The sequence below is a fragment of the Paraburkholderia sp. 22098 genome, assembly GCF_052045935.1.
Taxonomy (GTDB): domain Bacteria; phylum Pseudomonadota; class Gammaproteobacteria; order Burkholderiales; family Burkholderiaceae; genus Paraburkholderia; species Paraburkholderia caledonica.
In genome coordinates this window covers 295,974-313,030 of the sequence record NZ_JBQEPV010000010.1, presented here as the reverse complement: position 1 = coordinate 313,030, position 17,057 = coordinate 295,974, and the positions used below count along the sequence as shown (strand labels likewise).

The 17,057-nt window shown below is 63.8% G+C and carries 13 protein-coding genes; 10 read left to right on the top strand and 3 right to left on the bottom strand.

The features are described 5' to 3' along the window. Positions 1-245: 245 nt before the first annotated feature. Both ligA and def read left to right on the top strand, forming a co-directional pair. A complete protein-coding gene (gene ligA, locus ACTJLB_RS22515; protein WP_408171146.1) occupies positions 246-2,312 on the top strand; it encodes an NAD-dependent DNA ligase LigA in 2,067 nt (688 codons plus the stop codon). Then, positions 2,309-2,842, top strand: a complete 534-nt coding sequence (gene def, locus ACTJLB_RS22510; RefSeq protein WP_020065624.1) for a peptide deformylase — start codon at positions 2,309-2,311, stop codon at positions 2,840-2,842. The genes ligA and def overlap by 4 nt, the downstream gene beginning before the upstream one ends. A gap of 166 nt (positions 2,843-3,008) precedes the next feature. Here def and ACTJLB_RS22505 read toward each other — a convergent pair whose 3' ends face one another. The 3 genes from ACTJLB_RS22505 to map all read right to left on the bottom strand — a co-directional run bounded on the left by ACTJLB_RS22505 (position 3,009) and on the right by map (position 8,705). Continuing rightward, positions 3,009-5,162, bottom strand: coding sequence for a pseudouridine synthase (locus ACTJLB_RS22505; protein ID WP_440784496.1), 2,154 nt, complete (start codon positions 5,160-5,162; stop codon positions 3,009-3,011). A gap of 123 nt (positions 5,163-5,285) precedes the next feature. Continuing rightward, a complete protein-coding gene (locus ACTJLB_RS22500) occupies positions 5,286-7,865 on the bottom strand; it encodes a [protein-PII] uridylyltransferase (protein WP_027804249.1) in 2,580 nt (859 codons plus the stop codon). Positions 7,866-7,895: 30 nt separating this feature from the next. Continuing rightward, positions 7,896-8,705, bottom strand: coding sequence for a type I methionyl aminopeptidase (gene map, locus ACTJLB_RS22495; RefSeq protein WP_020065627.1), 810 nt, complete (start codon positions 8,703-8,705; stop codon positions 7,896-7,898). 469 nt (positions 8,706-9,174) lie between these two features. On the opposite strand from map, the gene rpsB reads away from it, so the two are divergent. The 8 genes from rpsB to rseP all read left to right on the top strand — a co-directional run bounded on the left by rpsB (position 9,175) and on the right by rseP (position 17,009). Further along, entirely contained in the window at positions 9,175-9,927 is a 753-nt protein-coding gene (rpsB, locus tag ACTJLB_RS22490) for a 30S ribosomal protein S2 (RefSeq protein WP_006048672.1), read from the top strand. Between the two features lie 202 nt (positions 9,928-10,129). Next, positions 10,130-11,011, top strand: coding sequence for a translation elongation factor Ts (tsf, locus tag ACTJLB_RS22485; RefSeq protein ID WP_204520589.1), 882 nt, complete (start codon positions 10,130-10,132; stop codon positions 11,009-11,011). 221 nt (positions 11,012-11,232) lie between these two features. Beyond that, complete coding sequence (gene pyrH / locus ACTJLB_RS22480; protein WP_006048674.1) at positions 11,233-11,946, top strand: UMP kinase; 714 nt, start codon at positions 11,233-11,235, stop codon at positions 11,944-11,946. Positions 11,947-12,045: 99 nt separating this feature from the next. Beyond that, the gene (gene frr / locus ACTJLB_RS22475; protein ID WP_027775328.1) at positions 12,046-12,606 is read left to right on the top strand and encodes a ribosome recycling factor; all 561 of its coding nucleotides are present in this window, start codon (positions 12,046-12,048) and stop codon (positions 12,604-12,606) included. 154 nt (positions 12,607-12,760) lie between these two features. Next, positions 12,761-13,543, top strand: a complete 783-nt coding sequence (gene uppS / locus ACTJLB_RS22470) for a polyprenyl diphosphate synthase (protein WP_020065630.1) — start codon at positions 12,761-12,763, stop codon at positions 13,541-13,543. Further along, positions 13,537-14,358 (top strand): phosphatidate cytidylyltransferase, encoded by an 822-nt coding sequence (locus ACTJLB_RS22465; RefSeq protein WP_020065631.1) that lies wholly within the window; start codon positions 13,537-13,539, stop codon positions 14,356-14,358. Before uppS ends, ACTJLB_RS22465 begins: the two co-directional genes overlap by 7 nt. Before the next feature lie 10 nt (positions 14,359-14,368). After that, positions 14,369-15,574 carry a 1-deoxy-D-xylulose-5-phosphate reductoisomerase gene (locus ACTJLB_RS22460; RefSeq protein WP_440784494.1) on the top strand — a complete coding sequence of 402 codons (1,206 nt, stop codon included), beginning with the start codon at positions 14,369-14,371 and terminating at the stop codon, positions 15,572-15,574. 7 nt (positions 15,575-15,581) lie between these two features. Next, entirely contained in the window at positions 15,582-17,009 is a 1,428-nt protein-coding gene (gene rseP, locus ACTJLB_RS22455; protein ID WP_088174699.1) for an RIP metalloprotease RseP, read from the top strand. Positions 17,010-17,057: the final 48 nt, after the last annotated feature.

The window sequence follows — 17,057 nt, the reverse complement described above, 5'->3', positions numbered from 1 at the left end:
CGACCGACTAGGCCTACCCCGTCTCTCCTGACCTCAACTTCCCGAACCGCCCGGTGCGGGCCCGCATGCCGGGTGGTGTGGCAGGGGCGTAGCCTGTTGGCTACCCCCTATGCCGATTGAAGAGCGACGCCGCCGACTTTCGCATACTCGCGTTCAGGTCTGCAAGCTGGCCATTCGGCCGATGTAAAGGGGCACGCTTCCTGCGATAATCCAGTGTCCAATTTCACTGAAGAAGCGCCTACAGCATGGCTCGAACTCCCGCCTCAGATCCAGCAACCAGCGCTCCGGCCGAGCGGGCCGCGTGGCTGCGCGCGGAACTCGAACGCGCCAATTACGCGTACTACGTTCTCGACCAGCCCGACTTGCCGGACGCGGAATACGACAAGCTGTTCAAGGAACTGGAGAGCATCGAGGCGCAGCATCCCGATCTGATCGTCCCTGATTCGCCTACGCAGCGCGTTGGTGGCGAGGCGGCAAGCGGGTTTGAGCCGGTCGTTCACGACCAGCCCATGCTGTCACTGAATAACGGTTTCGCAGACGAAGACATCCTCGCGTTCGACAAGCGCGTGGGCGATGCACTCGGCAACAATGCGAAGGAACCGCCGGTGCCGGTCGACTACGCGGCCGAGTTGAAGTTCGACGGCCTCGCGATCTCGCTGCGCTATGTCGACGGCGTCTTCGTGCAGGCCGCCACGCGCGGCGACGGCACGACTGGCGAGAACGTCACGGAGAACGTCCGCACGATCCGCTCTATTCCTCTCAAGCTGAAGGGCAAGCGCGTGCCGCACATACTCGACGTGCGCGGCGAAGTGCTGATGTTCAAGCGCGACTTCGAGCGTCTCAACGAACGTCAGCGCGCCGCGGGTCACAAGGAGTTTGCCAATCCGCGCAACGCCGCAGCGGGCAGCTTGCGTCAGCTCGATTCGAAAATCACCGCGCAAAGGCCGCTGTCGTTTTTTGCGTATGGCATCGGCGTGCTCGAAGGCGTCGAGATGCCGGCCACGCATAGCGAACTGCTCGACTGGTACAAGGAACTCGGCTTGCCCGTCAATGCGGAGCGCGCGGTCGTGAAAGGCGCCGAAGGTCTGCTCGCGTTTTTCCATGCGGTCGGCGAGAAGCGCGACAAGTTACCGTACGACATCGACGGCGTCGTGTACAAGGTCAACCGGCGCGACGAGCAGGACGCGCTCGGCTTCGTGTCGCGTGCGCCCCGTTTCGCGCTCGCGCACAAATTCCCGGCGCAGGAAGCGTTGACCAAACTGGTCGCGATCGACGTGCAAGTGGGGCGCACCGGCGCGATCACGCCCGTGGCGCGCCTTGAGCCCGTGTTCGTCGGCGGCGCGACTGTCACGAACGCCACGCTGCATAACGAAGACGAAGTGCGTCGCAAGGACATCCGTATCGGCGACACGGTGATCGTGCGGCGCGCGGGCGATGTCATTCCGGAAGTGGTGAGCGCGCTCATCGACCGTCGCCCGGCTGACGCACATGAATTTGTGATGCCTACGCACTGTCCGGTGTGCGGCTCGAACATCGAGCGGCTACCCGACGAGGCGATTGCGCGTTGCACCGGCGGTCTGTTCTGTCCGGCCCAGCGCAAGCAGGCGCTATGGCACTTCGCGCAGCGGCGCGCGTTGGACATCGACGGACTGGGTGAGAAGATCATCGACCAACTGGTAGAACAGAACCTGGTGCGCACGCCCGCCGATCTGTTCAACCTCGGCTTCTCGACGCTCGCCGAGCTCGACCGTTTCGCCGACAAGTCCGCGCAGAACCTGCTCGACTCGCTCGAAAAGGCCAAGCACACTACGCTTGCCCGTTTTATTTACGCACTTGGCATCCGCCATGTCGGCGAATCCACGGCGAAAGATCTGTCGAAGCACTTCGGCTCGCTTGATCCGATCATGGAGGCCTCGGTGGAAGCATTGCTGGAGGTCAACGACGTGGGGCCGGTCGTCGCCGAATCCATTCACCAGTTTTTCGCCGAAGAGCATAACCGCACGGTGATCGAGCAACTGCGCGCGCCGGGCAAGGTCACGTGGCCTGAAGGGCCGCCCGCGCCGAAGGCGCCGCAGGGCGTGCTGGCCGGCAAGACCGTTGTGTTGACGGGCACCTTGCCGAGCCTCGCTCGCGAGGAGGCGAAGGAAATGCTCGAAGCGGCCGGCGCGAAAGTGGCCGGCTCGGTGTCCAAGAAAACAGACTATGTGGTGGCGGGGGCCGAAGCAGGCAGCAAGTTAGCGAAGGCCGAGGAACTCGGCATTCCCGTACTCGACGAAGATGGTATGCGTAAGCTCCTGGAGGGGCAGTTATGATCCGCGAAATTCTCAAGATGGGCGATCCGCGCCTGCTGCGCATTGCCGATCCGGTCGATCACTTCGACACGCCGCAATTGCATGAACTCGTGAAAGACATGTTCGAGACCATGCACCATGCGAACGGAGCGGGGCTCGCCGCGCCGCAGATCGGTGTCAATCTGCAGGTGGTGATCTTCGGATTCGGCAGCAACGAACGGTATCCGGATGCACCGCCGGTGCCGGAAACGGTGCTGATCAATCCGACTATCACGCCGGTTTCGCTGGATATGGAAGAGGGCTGGGAGGGCTGCCTTTCTGTTCCGGGCCTGCGCGGTGCGGTCAGCCGCTTTTCGATGATCAAGTATCACGGCTTCGACCAGTACGGCACGCCGATCGACCGCGTCGCCGAAGGTTTTCATGCGCGCGTCGTACAGCACGAATGCGATCACCTGATCGGCAAGCTGTATCCAATGCGGATTACCGACTTCGCCAAGTTTGGCTTTACAGAAGTGCTGTTTCCGGACATGGATCCGAATAGCGACGATTGATGCGGCCCGTTGGCCGTTGGCCCTTGGCCCTTGGCCGGCGCCGCGCGTTGATAATAAAAAACCCACGCAAATGCGTGGGTTTTTTATCGGGCTGCTGCGGCGCTCGATGCGCTTGAAGATCACATGAAGCGGTCGATCTCGCAGCCCCTGAGCTTGCCGGATGACGTCAGAACGACTCGTCCGGTGCGAGGTAACGCCACTGGCCAGGCGGTAGCGCGCCAAGCATCACACGGCCCATCCGCACGCGTTTCAGGCCAAGTACCTCGAGGCCGACCAGTTCGCACATCCGGCGAATCTGGCGCTTCTTTCCTTCGCGCAGCACGAAGCGCAACTGCTCGCCGTTTTGCCAGTTGACTTGCGCCGGCTTGAGCGGCACGTCGTCGAGCGAGAGACCGTGACACAAGAGCGCGAGGCTTTCCGGCGGGAAGTGACTTTCGACGTCGACCGAGTGCTCGCCGTAGGCGACGCGCACCAGATACTCCTTGTCGATGTCGGAATGGCCGCCGATCAGCTGCTTCGCGATGCGGCCGTCCTGCGTCAACACCAGCAAGCCTGTCGAATCGATGTCGAGACGCCCGGCCGGCGCGAGTTGCCGCAGATGCGCGACGGAGAAGCGGATGTCCGAGCGGTCGCCTTCCCAGCGATTCTCCGGCGTGACGAGCGTGATGGCCGGCTGGTAGCCGTCTTCCGCCTGGCCTGACACGTAGCCGACAGTCTTATGGATCAGCACGGTGACCTGGCTTGCTTGCACGGCCTCGGCAGCGGGATCGATCTCGATCCGCTGATCGGGGCGAACCTTCGTGCCTAACGTGTCGATCCGCTCGCCGTCGACGAGCACCCAGCCTTTCTCGATCCATTCGTCGGCTTCGCGGCGCGAGCACAGGCCCAGTTCGGACATGAGCTTGGAGAGGCGCAGGGTGCCGGGCGCGTCCTCGATATCGCGACGCGGCGTGCGCGGGACAACCTCAGTGTGCGGGCGATGTTCGGCCGGAGCGGCGCCGCGCGCCTTGCTGGCTCGCGCGGGGCGGTCGTCAGTGAAACGGCGTTCGGCCGCCGGCGCCTTGTCGAAGCTGCGTGCCGGGCGTTCCGCACGGTCGGTGCGCGGGGCGGCGCGATCACCGAATTCGCGGCGAGCCGGTGCGCGGTCGCCCCGTTCGCCCCGGTCCCCTCGTGCGTCGCCAGTTGCGCGGGCCGGACGATCGGCGCGGTCGCCATAGCCGCTCTTGACGGGCTTGGCAAAGCTGCGCTCGCCGCGCTCGCTTTCTGCGCGCCGAGGCGCGCTGTCGCTGCGCGGTCCGCGCTCGCCGCCGCGGCGGTCTTGCGAGGCGCCGCGGTCTGCGCTGAAGCGGGGGCGGTCGGAAGCGTCGCGTTCACCGCGCGTCGGACGCTCGCCACGCTGGCCGCCTTCCGCGGGACGGCCTGCTCCCGTCCGCGGGCCGCTGGTCGGACGGCGTTCGCCGTCGAAGCCGCGCGAGGCGCCGCGGTCTGCGTTTCCTTCGAAACGGCGAGGCGCGCGGTCGGTGCTGCTGGTGCGGTCTTCGAAACGGCGCGGTGCGCGTTCGCTGCGTTCGGCACTTGGGCCACGCGGCGACCGTTCGCTGTTACCAGCACGGTCTTCGAAGCGGCGGGGCGCGCGGTCAGTGCTGTCCGAGCGATCTTCAAAGCGGCGCGGTGCGCGTTCGCTGCGTTCGGCACCAGGTCCACGCGGCGGCCGCTCGCTGTTACCAGCACGGTCCTCGAAGCGGCGGGGCGCGCGGTCAGTGCTGTCCGAGCGATCTTCAAAGCGGCGCGGTGCGCGTTCGCTGCGTTCGGCACCAGGTCCACGCGGCGGCCGCTCGCTGTTACCAGCACGGTCCTCGAAGCGGCGGGGCGCACGGTCGGTGCTGCCCGTGCGATCCTCAAAACGGCGCGGTGCGCGTTCACTGCCAGGGCCACGAGGTGCACGCTCGCCACCACCTGTCCTATCCTCAAACCGACGCGGTGCGCGTTCGCTGCGTTCACCACCAGCGCCACGAGGCGCCCGCTCGTCGCCAGCCGCGCGATTTTCAAACCTGCGCGGCGCGCGCTCACCACCCTCACGCCGCGGACCACGCTCGCCGCTTCCTTCGAAACGCCGCGCCGGTGCGCCCGCACTCTCGCTGCGCGGCGGCCGGTCAGACGTCGCACGTCGTGCGCCGCCGGCGCCGCCCGCTTCGCGTTCGCGCGAGAACGAGCCTTCCGCGCGGGGAGCACGCGGTCCGCGCGCGCCTGCGCCAGCCGGACGCTTGCCACCGGACGACGTCCCTGCGCCTTCGCCTCGCGGGCCACTCGGGTCCGCCATCGACGATTTCGGTCCTGCCGGCCGTGTCGGCTTACGTCCCGACGTGCTGCCGCTACGGACAGGGGCGCGTTCGGACGAAGCCGGCCGCGGGTGCTTGGCTGTTAATTTGTCTCGCATGAAATCTCACACTGCGATCGCGCGCAGCAGTTCCGTCTCGACCTGAATTTGCAGGCGGTTGTCCGACAGACCGTGTCCGTCCAGCAGAAACACGTCCTCGACGCGTTCGCCGAGCGTGTTGATCCGCGCCGACGCGACGCCGACCCGATGTTCGGCCAGCACGCGCGCGATCGAATAAAGAAGGCCTGGCCGGTCGTTCGCCGACACGGACAGGATGTAGTACTGGCCGCGCTCGTCGGCCCGAAGATCGACGCGCGGTGTAACAGGGAAGGTTCGCGAAAGCCGCGACAAGCGGCCTTTCGACGGCCCCGGGAGCCAGGTGCCGTCGCCGGTTAGGCGCGCGGTCAGTTCCTGCTCGACGAGATTGGCAATGTCGCGATAATGCACGTCTTCTTCGGTATGCGCGACGAGGAAATTATCCAGCGCATAGCCGTGACGCGTGGTGCTGACCCGGGCATCGAGCACCGACAGGCCGTTGCGGTCGAAATACGCACAAATGCCGGCGAACAGATCCGGCTGGTCCTTCACATACACGAGCACCTGAAGCGCTTCGCCGATCGGAGAGGGGCGGGCGCGAACGATCGGCGTAGGCGTCTCGACGTAACGGTAGAGCACGCGCGTTTGCCATGCGATGTCCGCCGCGTCGTGGCGTAGGAAGTAGCCGACGTCGAGCTTGTCCCACAGCGCTTTCTGCGCGCCTTCCGGCACCGTCTCGAGGCGCAGGAGCGCGAGCGCCTCTTCCTGACGCGATTCCAGTTCCGAATGCGCGTCCGGACGGGCGCCGCCGAGCACTGCGAGCGTCGCGCGGTACAGGTCTTCCAGCAGCTTGCCCTTCCATGTGTTCCAGACTTTTGGACTGGTCCCGCGGATGTCGGCAACGGTCAACAGATACAGCGCGGTCAAACGGCGTTCGTTGCCGACCAGTTCGGCGAAACGCTTGATGACCTCCGGGTCGCTCGTGTCCTGCTTCTGCGCGACCTGGCTCATGGTCAGGTGCTGCTGCACGAGCCAGACCACCAGGTCGCCGTCTTCGCCCTCGATGCCGTGATTGCGGCAGAAACGCCGCGCGTCGGCCATGCCGAGCGTGGAGTGGTCGCCGCCACGGCCCTTGGCGATATCGTGAAACAGCGCCGCGACGTACAGCACCCATGGCCGGTCGAAGCCGACGATCAACTGGCTGCAGAACGGATACTCATGCGCGTGTTCCGCGACCGCGAAGCGCCGCAGATTGCGCAGCACCATCAGAATGTGCTGGTCGACCGTGTAGACGTGATACAGGTCGTGCTGCATCTGTCCGACGATGCGCCGGAAGTTGAGCAGATAGCGCCCGAGCACGCTCGTCTGGTTCATCAGGCGCAACGCGTGCGTGATGCCGGCCGGCTGCTTCAGGATGTCCATGAAGAGGCGCCGGTTTTCCGGATCGCGCCGCCAGTGCTGGTCCATCACCTCGCGCGCGTTGTAGATGGCGCGCAGCGTGCGCGCCGACAGGCCTTTGACGCCCGGCGTCTGCTCGTACAGCAGGAACGCTTCGAGGATCGCGTTCGGCTCGCGCTGAAACACATCGTCGCTCGCAATTTCGAGCATGCCCTGCTTTTCGACGAAGCGGTCCGACAGCACGCGGGTAATGCCGCTCGTGCTCGGGAAAAGCTGCGCCTCGATGTTCTGGATCAGGATGGTGGCAAGCTGCGTGACCGCCTTGGCGGCCCAGTAATAGCGGCGCATCAGCTGTTCGCTTGCGCGCTTGGTGGCGGTGGGCTTGTAGCCGAAACTTTCTGCCACCGCAGTTTGCAGGTCGAACACCAGAATGTCCTGACGACGGCCGGCGGTGACGTGCAACCGGGCGCGCAGCGACTTCAGGAATCCTTCGTTGCGCCGCAGTTCCTGCGCTTCGCGCTCTGTAATGAGACCGCGCGCTTCGAGTTCGCGCCAACTGCTGCCGAAACCGGCCGCCTGGGTGATCCATAGAATCAGCTGCAGATCCCGCAGCCCGCCCGGGCTTTCCTTGATGTTCGGCTCGAGCGCGTAAGGCGTGTCCTGAAACTTGGCGTGGCGCTGGCGCATTTCCAGTACTTTGGCCTGGAAAAACGCTTTCGGGTCGAGCGCCTCGCGATAACGCTTTGCGAAGTCGTCGAACAGCGCCGCGCTGCCCGTAATGCGCCGCGCTTCCAGCAGCGACGTGCGCACGGTCACGTCGTTCGCGGCTTCTTCGAGACACTGCGAAACGCTGCGGACGCTGCTGCCGAGTTCCAGTCCCAGATCCCATGCCAGGCTGATGAAACGCTCGATACGCGCTTCCAGGTGTTCGAGCGGCGCATCGGGCAGCAGCACCAGAATGTCGATGTCGGAGTGCGGCGCCAGTTCGCCACGGCCATAACCGCCCACTGCGAGGAGCGCAAGATCCGAGGGCAGTTCGCAGGTGTTCCAAGCGGCGCGCAGCGAGTCGTCGGTGGTGCGCGAAAGCGCCGCCATCAACGCTTCCACGTTGGTGGCGGTCTTGAAGCGTTCCAGCAACTGGGCTTTGGCCACTTTGTAGTCCGCCTTGAGCGACTTGGCATGGGACGGGGCGACGGCTGGAACACTACTCATGGGCGGCTGAAGGTCGGGGAGCGAAATCGGTCAGGCCGTGGCGGCGACCATCGGCGGGCGCGCGGGCGTGCCTGCGGAAACGGTCAGTACGTCGTGGCCGGATTCCGTCACGAGCACTGTGTGCTCCCATTGTGCCGAGAGGCTGCGGTCTTTGGTCTTGACCGTCCACTGGTCGGGCATGGTGCGGATGTCGCGGCGGCCGGCGTTGATCATCGGCTCGATCGTGAAAATCATGCCGGCTTGCAGTTCGAGCCCCGTGCCGGGACGGCCATAGTGCAGAATCTGCGGATCTTCATGGAACACCGTGCCGATGCCGTGGCCGCAATACTCGCGTACCACGCTGTAGCCTTGCGCCTCGGCGTGCTTCTGGATTGCGTAGCCGATGTCACCCAGATGCGCACCCGGGCGCACCTGGTCGATGCCGAGCCACATGCATTCGAAAGTGGTCTGAACGAGCCGTTTGGCAAGAATCGAACCCTCGCCCACGATGAACATCCGGCTCGTATCGCCGAAATAGCCGTTCTTGATCACCGTTATGTCGATGTTCAGCGCATCGCCATTCTTGAGTGTCTTGTCGCCGGGAATGCCGTGGCAGATCACGTCGTTGACAGAAATGCAGGTGGCCTTGGGGTAGGGCGGATAGCCGGGCGGCTGATAGTTCAGCGGCGCGGGGACCGTGCCCTGTTCCTTCAGCATGTATTCGTGACACAGGCGGTCGAGTTCGCCGGTCGTGACGCCGGCGGTGACGAACGGCGTGATGTAATCGAGCACTTCGCTCGCCAGTTTGCAGGCGACGCGCATTTGCGCGATATCGTGTTCGTTTTTTAGCGTGATAGCCATGAGTCGGGCCTGAAATGCGATTTATCCCGGGATTATCGCACCATATTCCCGGTGCCGCAGCGTTTTGGCGGTCGCCGGACGGCTTTTGCGCCGGGATTGATGCCCCGTCATTTATGGCCTCGCGGTGGGGCGCGAAGCGGCGGGAAGCGTCCGGGTGCAACCAGCGGCAGCAAAGACGGGCAACCGGGCAGGTTGAGTCGGCCGATAGTCGCATGCTATAATCTTTGGCTAAGTCGGTCCTTCTCTTGTCGCCGCTGGCTACCCGTCTGGGCAGTCAGCAGTGTCAGGCAGATGTGAGCGACGCTTCCCGTGGCGCTGGCTGCCCGAGCCATGGGAAAAGCTGTACCGGGCAGCAGACTCGCAAGCCGGCGCACCCAGGGTGTCCGCGGCGCGTAGCCAGGCAAGACTTGACCTGGCAGCGCGGCGGATACGGCAGCCGGCTTAAGACCCAACCCTCGCGGAGATTTTCATGGCAGTTACCATGCGTCAAATGCTGGAAGCCGGTGTCCACTTCGGTCACCAAACGCGCTTCTGGAACCCGAAGATGGCCCCCTTCATTTTCGGTCATCGCAACAAGATTCACATCATCAACCTCGAAAAGACGCTGCCGATGTACAACGACGCGCTGAAGTACGCGCGTCAGCTGGCAGCGAACCGCGGCACGATCCTGTTCGTCGGCACGAAGCGTCAATCGCGCGACACGATCGCTCAGGAAGCGCAGCGCGCGGGTATGCCGTACGTCAACGCACGCTGGCTCGGCGGCATGCTGACCAACTTCAAGACGCTGAAGGTTTCGATCAAGCGCCTGAAGGACATGGAAGCAGCGCTGGAAGCAGGTGAAACGGAACGCATGAGCAAGAAGGAAGCGCTCCTGTTCGAACGCGAAATGGCCAAGCTGCAAAAGTCGATTGGCGGCGTGAAGGACATGGGCGGAATTCCGGACGCGATTTTCGTGGTCGACGTCGGCTATCACAAGATCGCTGTTACCGAAGCTAACAAGCTCGGCGTGCCGGTCATCGCAGTGGTCGATACGAACCACTCGCCGGAAGGCATCGACTACGTGATCCCGGGTAATGACGACGCCAGCAAGGCCGTCGCTCTGTACGCGGCCGGCGTGGCTGACGCGATCCTCGAAGGCCGCGCCAATGCGGTCAACGAAGTGGTGCAGGCTGCACGCGGCGACGACGGCGACGAGTTCGTCGAGGTCAACGCGGAAGCGTAAAGCTGCCCTGTGTCCGGCAAAAAAGGGGGCTTTCTACAGGCCCCCTTTTTTTAAGCCGCGACGCCGTAGTGGGGCGCTGTCTCCGGCTGGGGCTGTGTCCGACGCGTTATCCGTAAAAAATGCGCATAACGCTGAAACGAATTCTTGCCGCCGGTATCGAAGTCCGGGCGGCGTGTGACAGATCGAACTCAAGGAGCAAATGATGGCGGCAATTACCGCAAGCATGGTTGCAGAACTGCGCGCAAAGACCGACGCGCCGATGATGGAATGCAAGAAAGCGCTGACGGAAGCCGACGGCGACATGGCGCGCGCTGAAGAGCTGCTGCGCGTGAAGCTGGGCAACAAGGCGAGCAAGGCTGCATCGCGCGTCACGGCTGAAGGCGTGGTTGCCTCGTTCATTGGCGGCAATGCGGGTTCGTTGGTCGAACTGAACTGCGAAACCGACTTCGTCTCGAAGAACGACGACTTCCTGGCTTTCTCGAAGAAGATCGCCGAGCTGGTCGCAACGCAAAACCCGGCTGACGTCGCCGCGCTGGCGGCTCTGCCGCTCGACGGCCAGACCGTCGACGCAGTGCGTCTCGCGCTGGTCGGCAAGATCGGTGAAAACCTGTCGATCCGCCGTTTCGTGCGTTTCGAGACGTCGAACAAGCTGGCTGCGTATCTGCACGGCACGCGCATCGGCGTGCTGGTCGAGTACACGGGCGCGGACGAGCAGGTCGGCAAGGACGTGGCTATGCACATCGCCGCCATGAAGCCGGTCTCGCTGTCGTCGGACGACGTGCCGGCGGACCTGATCGCCAAGGAACGCAGCATCGCTGAGCAGAAGGCTGCCGAATCGGGCAAGCCGGCTGAAATCGTCGCCAAGATGGTCGACGGCAGCGTGCAGAAGTACCTGAAGGAAGTGTCGCTGCTGAACCAGACGTTTGTTAAGAACGACAAGCAGACGATCGAGCAGATGCTGAAGGCTGGCAACGCGAGCGTCCAGAAGTTCGCGCTGTTCGTGGTCGGCGAAGGCATTGAGAAGAAGCAGGACGACTTCGCTGCTGAAGTCGCCGCTCAAGTGGCTGCTGCAAAGCAACAATAAGCTTCACCTAAGCTTCAGCTAGTACCGTTGTACCCGCGGCAGAGCAAGACTGTGCCGCGGTCGGCAGCGCCGCAAGGCTGCGCGCGGGTCGACCCCCGCTGTGCAGCCGCCATTGACGAGCCTCATGTGTCGATCAATTTGGCGGCGCTTGCCCGAATCAGCATTTCACCCCTACATTAGTCCCTTGTTGTTGCCCTGTTCTGCGCGATCTGGATACCCCTATGCCCACTGCCTACAAACGCGTTCTGCTCAAACTCTCCGGTGAAGCTCTGATGGGCGATGATGCCTTCGGCATCAATCGCGCGACCATCGAACGAATGGTGGCGGACGTGGCCGAAGTGGTCCGTCTTGGAACGCAGTTGGCCGTGGTGATCGGCGGCGGCAATATTTTTCGCGGTGTAGCAGGCGGCGCGGCCGGTATGGACCGCGCCACGGCCGACTACATGGGCATGCTGGCCACCATGATGAATGCGCTGGCACTGCAGGACGCCATGCGGCATGCAGGCATCGAGGCGCGTGTGCAGTCCGCGCTGCGTATGGACCAGGTGGTCGAGCCGTATATCCGCCCGCGCGCGATTCGCCAGCTCGAAGAAGGTAAAGTCGTGATTTTCGCGGCCGGAACCGGCAACCCGTTCTTCACGACCGACACGGCCGCCGCGCTGCGCGGCTCGGAAATCGGCGCTGAAGTTGTGCTGAAAGCCACCAAGGTGGACGGCGTCTACTCCGCCGACCCAAAGAAAGATCCGAGCGCGACGCGCTACACGACGATCAGCTTCGACGAGGCAATCGGCCGCAATCTGCAGGTCATGGACGCGACCGCGTTCGCGCTGTGCCGCGACCAGAAGCTGCCGATCCGCGTGTTTTCGATCGTCAAGCCGGGCGCGCTCAAGCGTATCGTGCTCGGCGAGGACGAGGGCACCCTCGTCCACGTGTAAACTCTCGTTCACATAAGTGGGCTTCGACGCGGGCCCGGGCCGCCGCATATCGCGCGTGCTGGCCGGCTCGCACAGTTTTGAAGGTTCGGAGGTTTAAAAATGTCTGTGGCTGATATCAGGAAGGGCGCTGAGCAAAAGATGCAGCGTTCCATCGACGCGTTCAAGAACGATCTGTCGAAAATCCGTACGGGCCGTGCGCACACGGGCCTGCTCGATCACATCCAGTGCGACTACTACGGCTCGCCGGTGCCTATTTCTCAGGTCGCGAACCTGACGCTGATCGACGCACGCACGATCGGCGTTCAGCCGTGGGAAAAGAAGATGGTTCAAGTCGTCGAAAAGGCGATCCGCGAGTCGGACCTCGGTCTGAACCCGGCTACGCAGGGCGACGTGATCCGCGTACCGATGCCCGCGCTGACCGAAGAACGCCGCCGCGAGCTGACGAAAGTGGTCAAGAGCGAAGCCGAAACGGCCAAGATCGCTGTCCGCAATCTGCGCCGCGACGCTAACGAGCAACTGAAAAAGCTCGTCAAAGACAAAGAAATTTCGGAAGACGACGAACGCCGTGCAGGCGACGACATTCAGAAGCTGACGGACAAATTCGTCGCTGAAATCGACAAACTCGTCGTGACCAAAGAAGCAGAGATCATGACGGTGTGATGTTGCTCGGCTCCGTGCAGACACGGAGCCGGCACGGGTTTTCCTGCCCCCTACAGGGGCTGGCGCGAAATGTCAGTCATGCAGCGCCAGGTCTGGGAGCATTCACCAATTCAAGGTTTGCACTTCTTCATTTGCAGTTATTGTCCCGACGGCCATGACCTACACCAGTTCAACCGTGCGCGTGCCTGATGTCGCTGCGGTGCCGCGACACATCGCGATCATCATGGACGGCAATGGCCGTTGGGCCACCCAGCGCCGCTTGCCGCGCGTGGCCGGTCATACGCGCGGCGTCGACGCTGTGCGTGCAGCCGTCGAGGCGTGCGCCCGTCAGGGCGTCGAATATCTGACGCTGTTTGCCTTCAGTTCCGAAAACTGGCGTCGGCCGAACGAGGAAGTGTCGTTCCTCATGCGCCTGTTCGTCACCGCGCTCGAGCGCGAGATCGGCAAGCTGCACGCGAACGGCATCCGTTTGCGGGTGGTCGGCGATCTCGAACGTTTCGATACGCGCATCCGCGATCTGATCAGGCGCGCCGAGACCAAGACCGCGCGCAATACGCGCCTCACGCTGACCATCGCAGCCAATTACGGCGGTCGCTGGGACATCATGCAGGCCACCCGCAAGCTCGCCGAGCAGTCGGCGCTGGCAGGCAAGGCGGTCGAGGTGAACGAGGAATCGTTCGCTGAACATCTGTCTATGGCCTATGCGCCCGAGCCCGATCTGTTCATCCGTACGGGCGGCGAGCGGCGCGTCAGCAATTTCCTGCTGTGGCAACTCGCCTACACCGAGTTCTACTTCACCGACATCTTCTGGCCGGATTTCGACGCCGACGCCCTCGGCCACGCAATCGCATCATATGCGGAGCGCGAGCGCCGTTTCGGCCGCACCAGTGCTCAACTCGAGCCGCAATCGCAAAACGTCGATTCGCTTCCATGCTAAAAACCCGTGTCATCACGGCGGTCGTCCTCCTGGCGGTGTTCCTGCCCGTCACGTTGTTCGCGCCGGTCGGCGCGTTCGGCGCGCTGATTGCGTTCGTCGTCGTGTTTGCAGCGTGGGAGTGGGCGCGCCTGCTCAAGCTGGGCGGCGCGGGCCCGGTCATTTACGCGCTGGTGGCGGCGGTGGCGCTAGTGGCCAGCACGCGTCTCGGCATCGGCGTCGACGATGCGCGGCCGTTTTACAAAGCGGCCGCCATTTTCTGGGTGATCGCCGGCCCGTTCGTGCTGCTGCGCAAACCGACGCTCGCGCAGGGCGCGTGGCGTAACTTCCTGTTTCTTGCCGGGATTGTGATATTCGTCGCGTGCTGGCATGCTCTCGTCGCCGCGCGCATGCAGGGTGTGCCGTTCGTGCTGTCGCTGCTGCTATTGGTATGGCTCGCCGATATCGGCGCATACTTCTCGGGCAAGGCGTTCGGCAAGCACAAGCTCGCGCCCGCCATCAGCCCGGGCAAGACGTGGGAGGGCGCGATCGGCGGCTGGCTCGTCGTCATGATTGTCGCGCTGGCGGCGGTGGTTTTGCATGCGTTCGAGCCGACCCTGTATTCCGGCTTGTGGGCGCATTGGGGCGCCCCGCGTGCGCTGCTTGCGCTGACCCTGCTGGTGGTGTTCAGCGTGGTAGGCGACCTTTTTGAATCCATGATGAAGCGCCAGGCCGGCGTGAAAGATTCGAGCGGCCTGTTGCCGGGGCACGGTGGCGTGCTCGACCGCATCGACGCATTGTTGCCGGTGCTGCCGCTTGCCATGCTGCTGCTCGGCTAGAGAAAGAGATATGCAAAAACGTCTGACATTGCTCGGTTCCACGGGCTCGATTGGAGACAGCACGCTCGACGTCGTCGCGCGTCATCCGGAGCGTTTTTCGGTCTATGCGCTCACTGCACACCGCAACGGCGACAAACTCGTCGAGCAATGCCTGCGCTTCCGGCCGGAAGTCGCGGTGGTCGGCGACGCCGACACGGCAGCGCGCGTCGCGGCCAAGTTGCGCGAGGCGGGCTGCAAGACCGAAGTGACTTACGGCGCTCAGGCACTCGTCGACGTGTCGAAGGCCAGCGGCTGCGACACGGTCGTGGCGGCCATCGTGGGCGCGGCAGGCCTCGCGCCGAGCCTCGCCGCCGCGCGCGCCGGCAAAAGGATTCTGCTTGCCAACAAGGAAGCGCTCGTCATGTCGGGCGCGATCTTCATGAACGCGGTCCACGACAACGGCGCGGTTCTGCTGCCGGTCGACAGCGAACACAACGCTATTTTCCAGTGCTTGCCGCGCGAAGCCGCGCTGCATGGCGGCGTGTCCAAGATCATTCTGACCGCCTCGGGCGGCCCGTTCCGTACGCGCGAACCGGCCACACTCGCGGGCGTCACGCCCGAAGAAGCCTGCAAGCACCCTAACTGGGTGATGGGCCGCAAGATTTCGGTCGACTCCGCCACGATGATGAACAAAGGCCTCGAAGTGATCGAGGCTCATTGGCTGTTCGGCTTGCCGGGCGAGCGCATCGACGTGCTGATTCATCCGCAAAGCGTGATCCATTCGCTGGTTTCGTACGCCGACGGCTCGGTGCTCGCGCAACTCGGCAACCCGGACATGCGTACGCCCATCGCTCATGCGCTCGCGTTCCCGGATCGTGTCGATTCGGGCGTCGCGCAACTGGACCTCGCGGAAATCGCGTCGCTGTCGTTCGAGAAACCGGACTACGCACGTTTCCCCTGTCTGGCTCTGGCGATGAAGGCACTTGCCGAAGGCGGCCTCGCCAGTGCGGCGCTCAACGCCGCTAACGAAATTGCTGTTGAAGCGTTCCTGTCGCGCCAGATCGGTTTCATGGCGATCGCGCAAGTGGTCGACTCGGTGCTCAACGGGTTGCCGAACGGCAGCGCGCACGCGCTCGAAGACGTGGTCGAAGCAGACGCCGCAGCGCGTCGCGCCGCTGCCGAATTCATCGCGCGTCTGCCTGACGCCGCCCGCCGCACGGAACGCGCCGTCCAGTGAGGCGCTTATGAATCTGCTGATCGAAGTGCTCGCCTTCGCGGTTGCGATTGGCGTGCTCGTGGTCGTCCACGAATATGGGCATTACAGCGTGGCGCGGCTGTGCGGCGTCAAGGTGCTGCGCTTTTCGATCGGCTTCGGCAAGCCGCTCTTCCAGTGGGTCAGTCCTAAGAGCGGCACCGAGTGGACCGTTGCCGCGTTGCCGCTCGGCGGCTATGTGAAGATGCTCGACGAGCGTGAGACCGGCAGCGCCCCGATCCCTGCCGAAGCGTTGCCGCATGCGTTCAACCGGCAGTCGGTGTGGCGGCGTATCGCGATCGTGGCGGCCGGGCCGGTCGCCAATTTCCTGCTCGCCATCGTGCTGTTCGGCCTCGTGTTCGCCACCGGCGTCACAGAGCCTGCGGCCATTCTGGCCGTGCCCGCGCCGAACACGGCCGCTGCCGTCGCCGGGTTCGAAGGTGGCGAGACGGTGGTGGCGGTGCGCACGGAGAACGCCGCCGACTCCGAGCCGGTGCGGTCCTGGTCTGACTTGCGCTGGAAGTTGCTCGGCGCAGCTTTCGATCACAAGCGCGTCGTGCTGAGCGCGAAAGGCCCGGGCGGCACGTCGGACTTCCAACTCGATCTGCGCGGTGTCGGTGAAAAGGACGTAGACGACGACTTCATGTCGCGCCTCGGCTTCGAGCCCGGTGGCGGCAAGCTGACCGTTGCAGGTGTGCAGCCGGGCAGCGCGGCGCAGAAAGCCGGGCTTGTTCCGGGCGACCGTTTGCGCGCGATCAACGGCATGGCAACCGACAACGCCACGGCCTTCATCGCGTATGTAAAATCGCACGCCGGCAAGCCTTTGACGCTGCAAGTGGAGCGCGCGGCCGGCGGCAAAGTGCAGGATCAAACGCAGGGCCAGGCGCCGGATCAAGCGCAGGGCAAGCTCGAAGACATCACCATTGTTCCTCAGGCACAGCGCGACGCGGCAACGGGACAGCAGGTCGGCCGCATCGGCGCGGAACTGGCGACCCAGGTGCCGTCGATCAACGTGCGCTATGGACCTTTCGAAAGCCTTCAACTGGGCGCGCGCCGTACGTGGGACCTGGCGGTTTATTCGGTGCGGATGTTCGGCCGCATGATCGTCGGCGACGCTTCGCTGAAAAATCTTTCGGGTCCGGTGACGATCGCCGATTACGCGGGAAAGAGTGCACGTCTCGGTCCTTCTGCATTTCTGTCGTTCCTGGCCCTCGTCAGTATTAGCCTCGGTGTACTGAACCTGCTACCAATTCCGGTATTGGACGGGGGTCATCTGTTATATTATTTGGTTGAAGCTGTGACCGGTAAAGTTGTCTCCGATCGCTGGCAACTCGTTTTTCAGAGGGCGGGTCTCGCCTGCATCGTCGCTTTGTCGGCGATTGCACTGTTCAACGATCTCGCTCGTTTAATCCACTTTTAAAGTGTCCGGCGGCGCTAACAATGGCGACCGTCCGACCTGATGCAGCTA

Bases quoted from the DNA above. Each gene is read 5' to 3' on its own strand.
- ACTJLB_RS22460 (WP_440784494.1), top strand. From the start codon at position 14,369: ATGCAAAAACGTCTGACATTGCTCGGTTCCACGGGCTCGATTGGAGAC.
- rpsB (WP_006048672.1), top strand. From the start codon at position 9,175: ATGGCAGTTACCATGCGTCAAATGCTGGAAGCCGGTGTCCACTTCGGT.
- tsf (WP_204520589.1), top strand. From the start codon at position 10,130: ATGGCGGCAATTACCGCAAGCATGGTTGCAGAACTGCGCGCAAAGACC.
- ACTJLB_RS22505 (WP_440784496.1), bottom strand. From the start codon at position 5,162: ATGGCGGACCCGAGTGGCCCGCGAGGCGAAGGCGCAGGGACGTCGTCC.
- frr (WP_027775328.1), top strand. From the start codon at position 12,046: ATGTCTGTGGCTGATATCAGGAAGGGCGCTGAGCAAAAGATGCAGCGT.
- uppS (WP_020065630.1), top strand. From the start codon at position 12,761: ATGACCTACACCAGTTCAACCGTGCGCGTGCCTGATGTCGCTGCGGTG.
- def (WP_020065624.1), top strand. From the start codon at position 2,309: ATGATCCGCGAAATTCTCAAGATGGGCGATCCGCGCCTGCTGCGCATT.
- map (WP_020065627.1), bottom strand. From the start codon at position 8,705: ATGGCTATCACGCTAAAAAACGAACACGATATCGCGCAAATGCGCGTC.
- ACTJLB_RS22500 (WP_027804249.1), bottom strand. From the start codon at position 7,865: ATGAGTAGTGTTCCAGCCGTCGCCCCGTCCCATGCCAAGTCGCTCAAG.
- pyrH (WP_006048674.1), top strand. From the start codon at position 11,233: ATGCCCACTGCCTACAAACGCGTTCTGCTCAAACTCTCCGGTGAAGCT.
- ACTJLB_RS22465 (WP_020065631.1), top strand. From the start codon at position 13,537: ATGCTAAAAACCCGTGTCATCACGGCGGTCGTCCTCCTGGCGGTGTTC.
- rseP (WP_088174699.1), top strand. From the start codon at position 15,582: ATGAATCTGCTGATCGAAGTGCTCGCCTTCGCGGTTGCGATTGGCGTG.
- ligA (WP_408171146.1), top strand. From the start codon at position 246: ATGGCTCGAACTCCCGCCTCAGATCCAGCAACCAGCGCTCCGGCCGAG.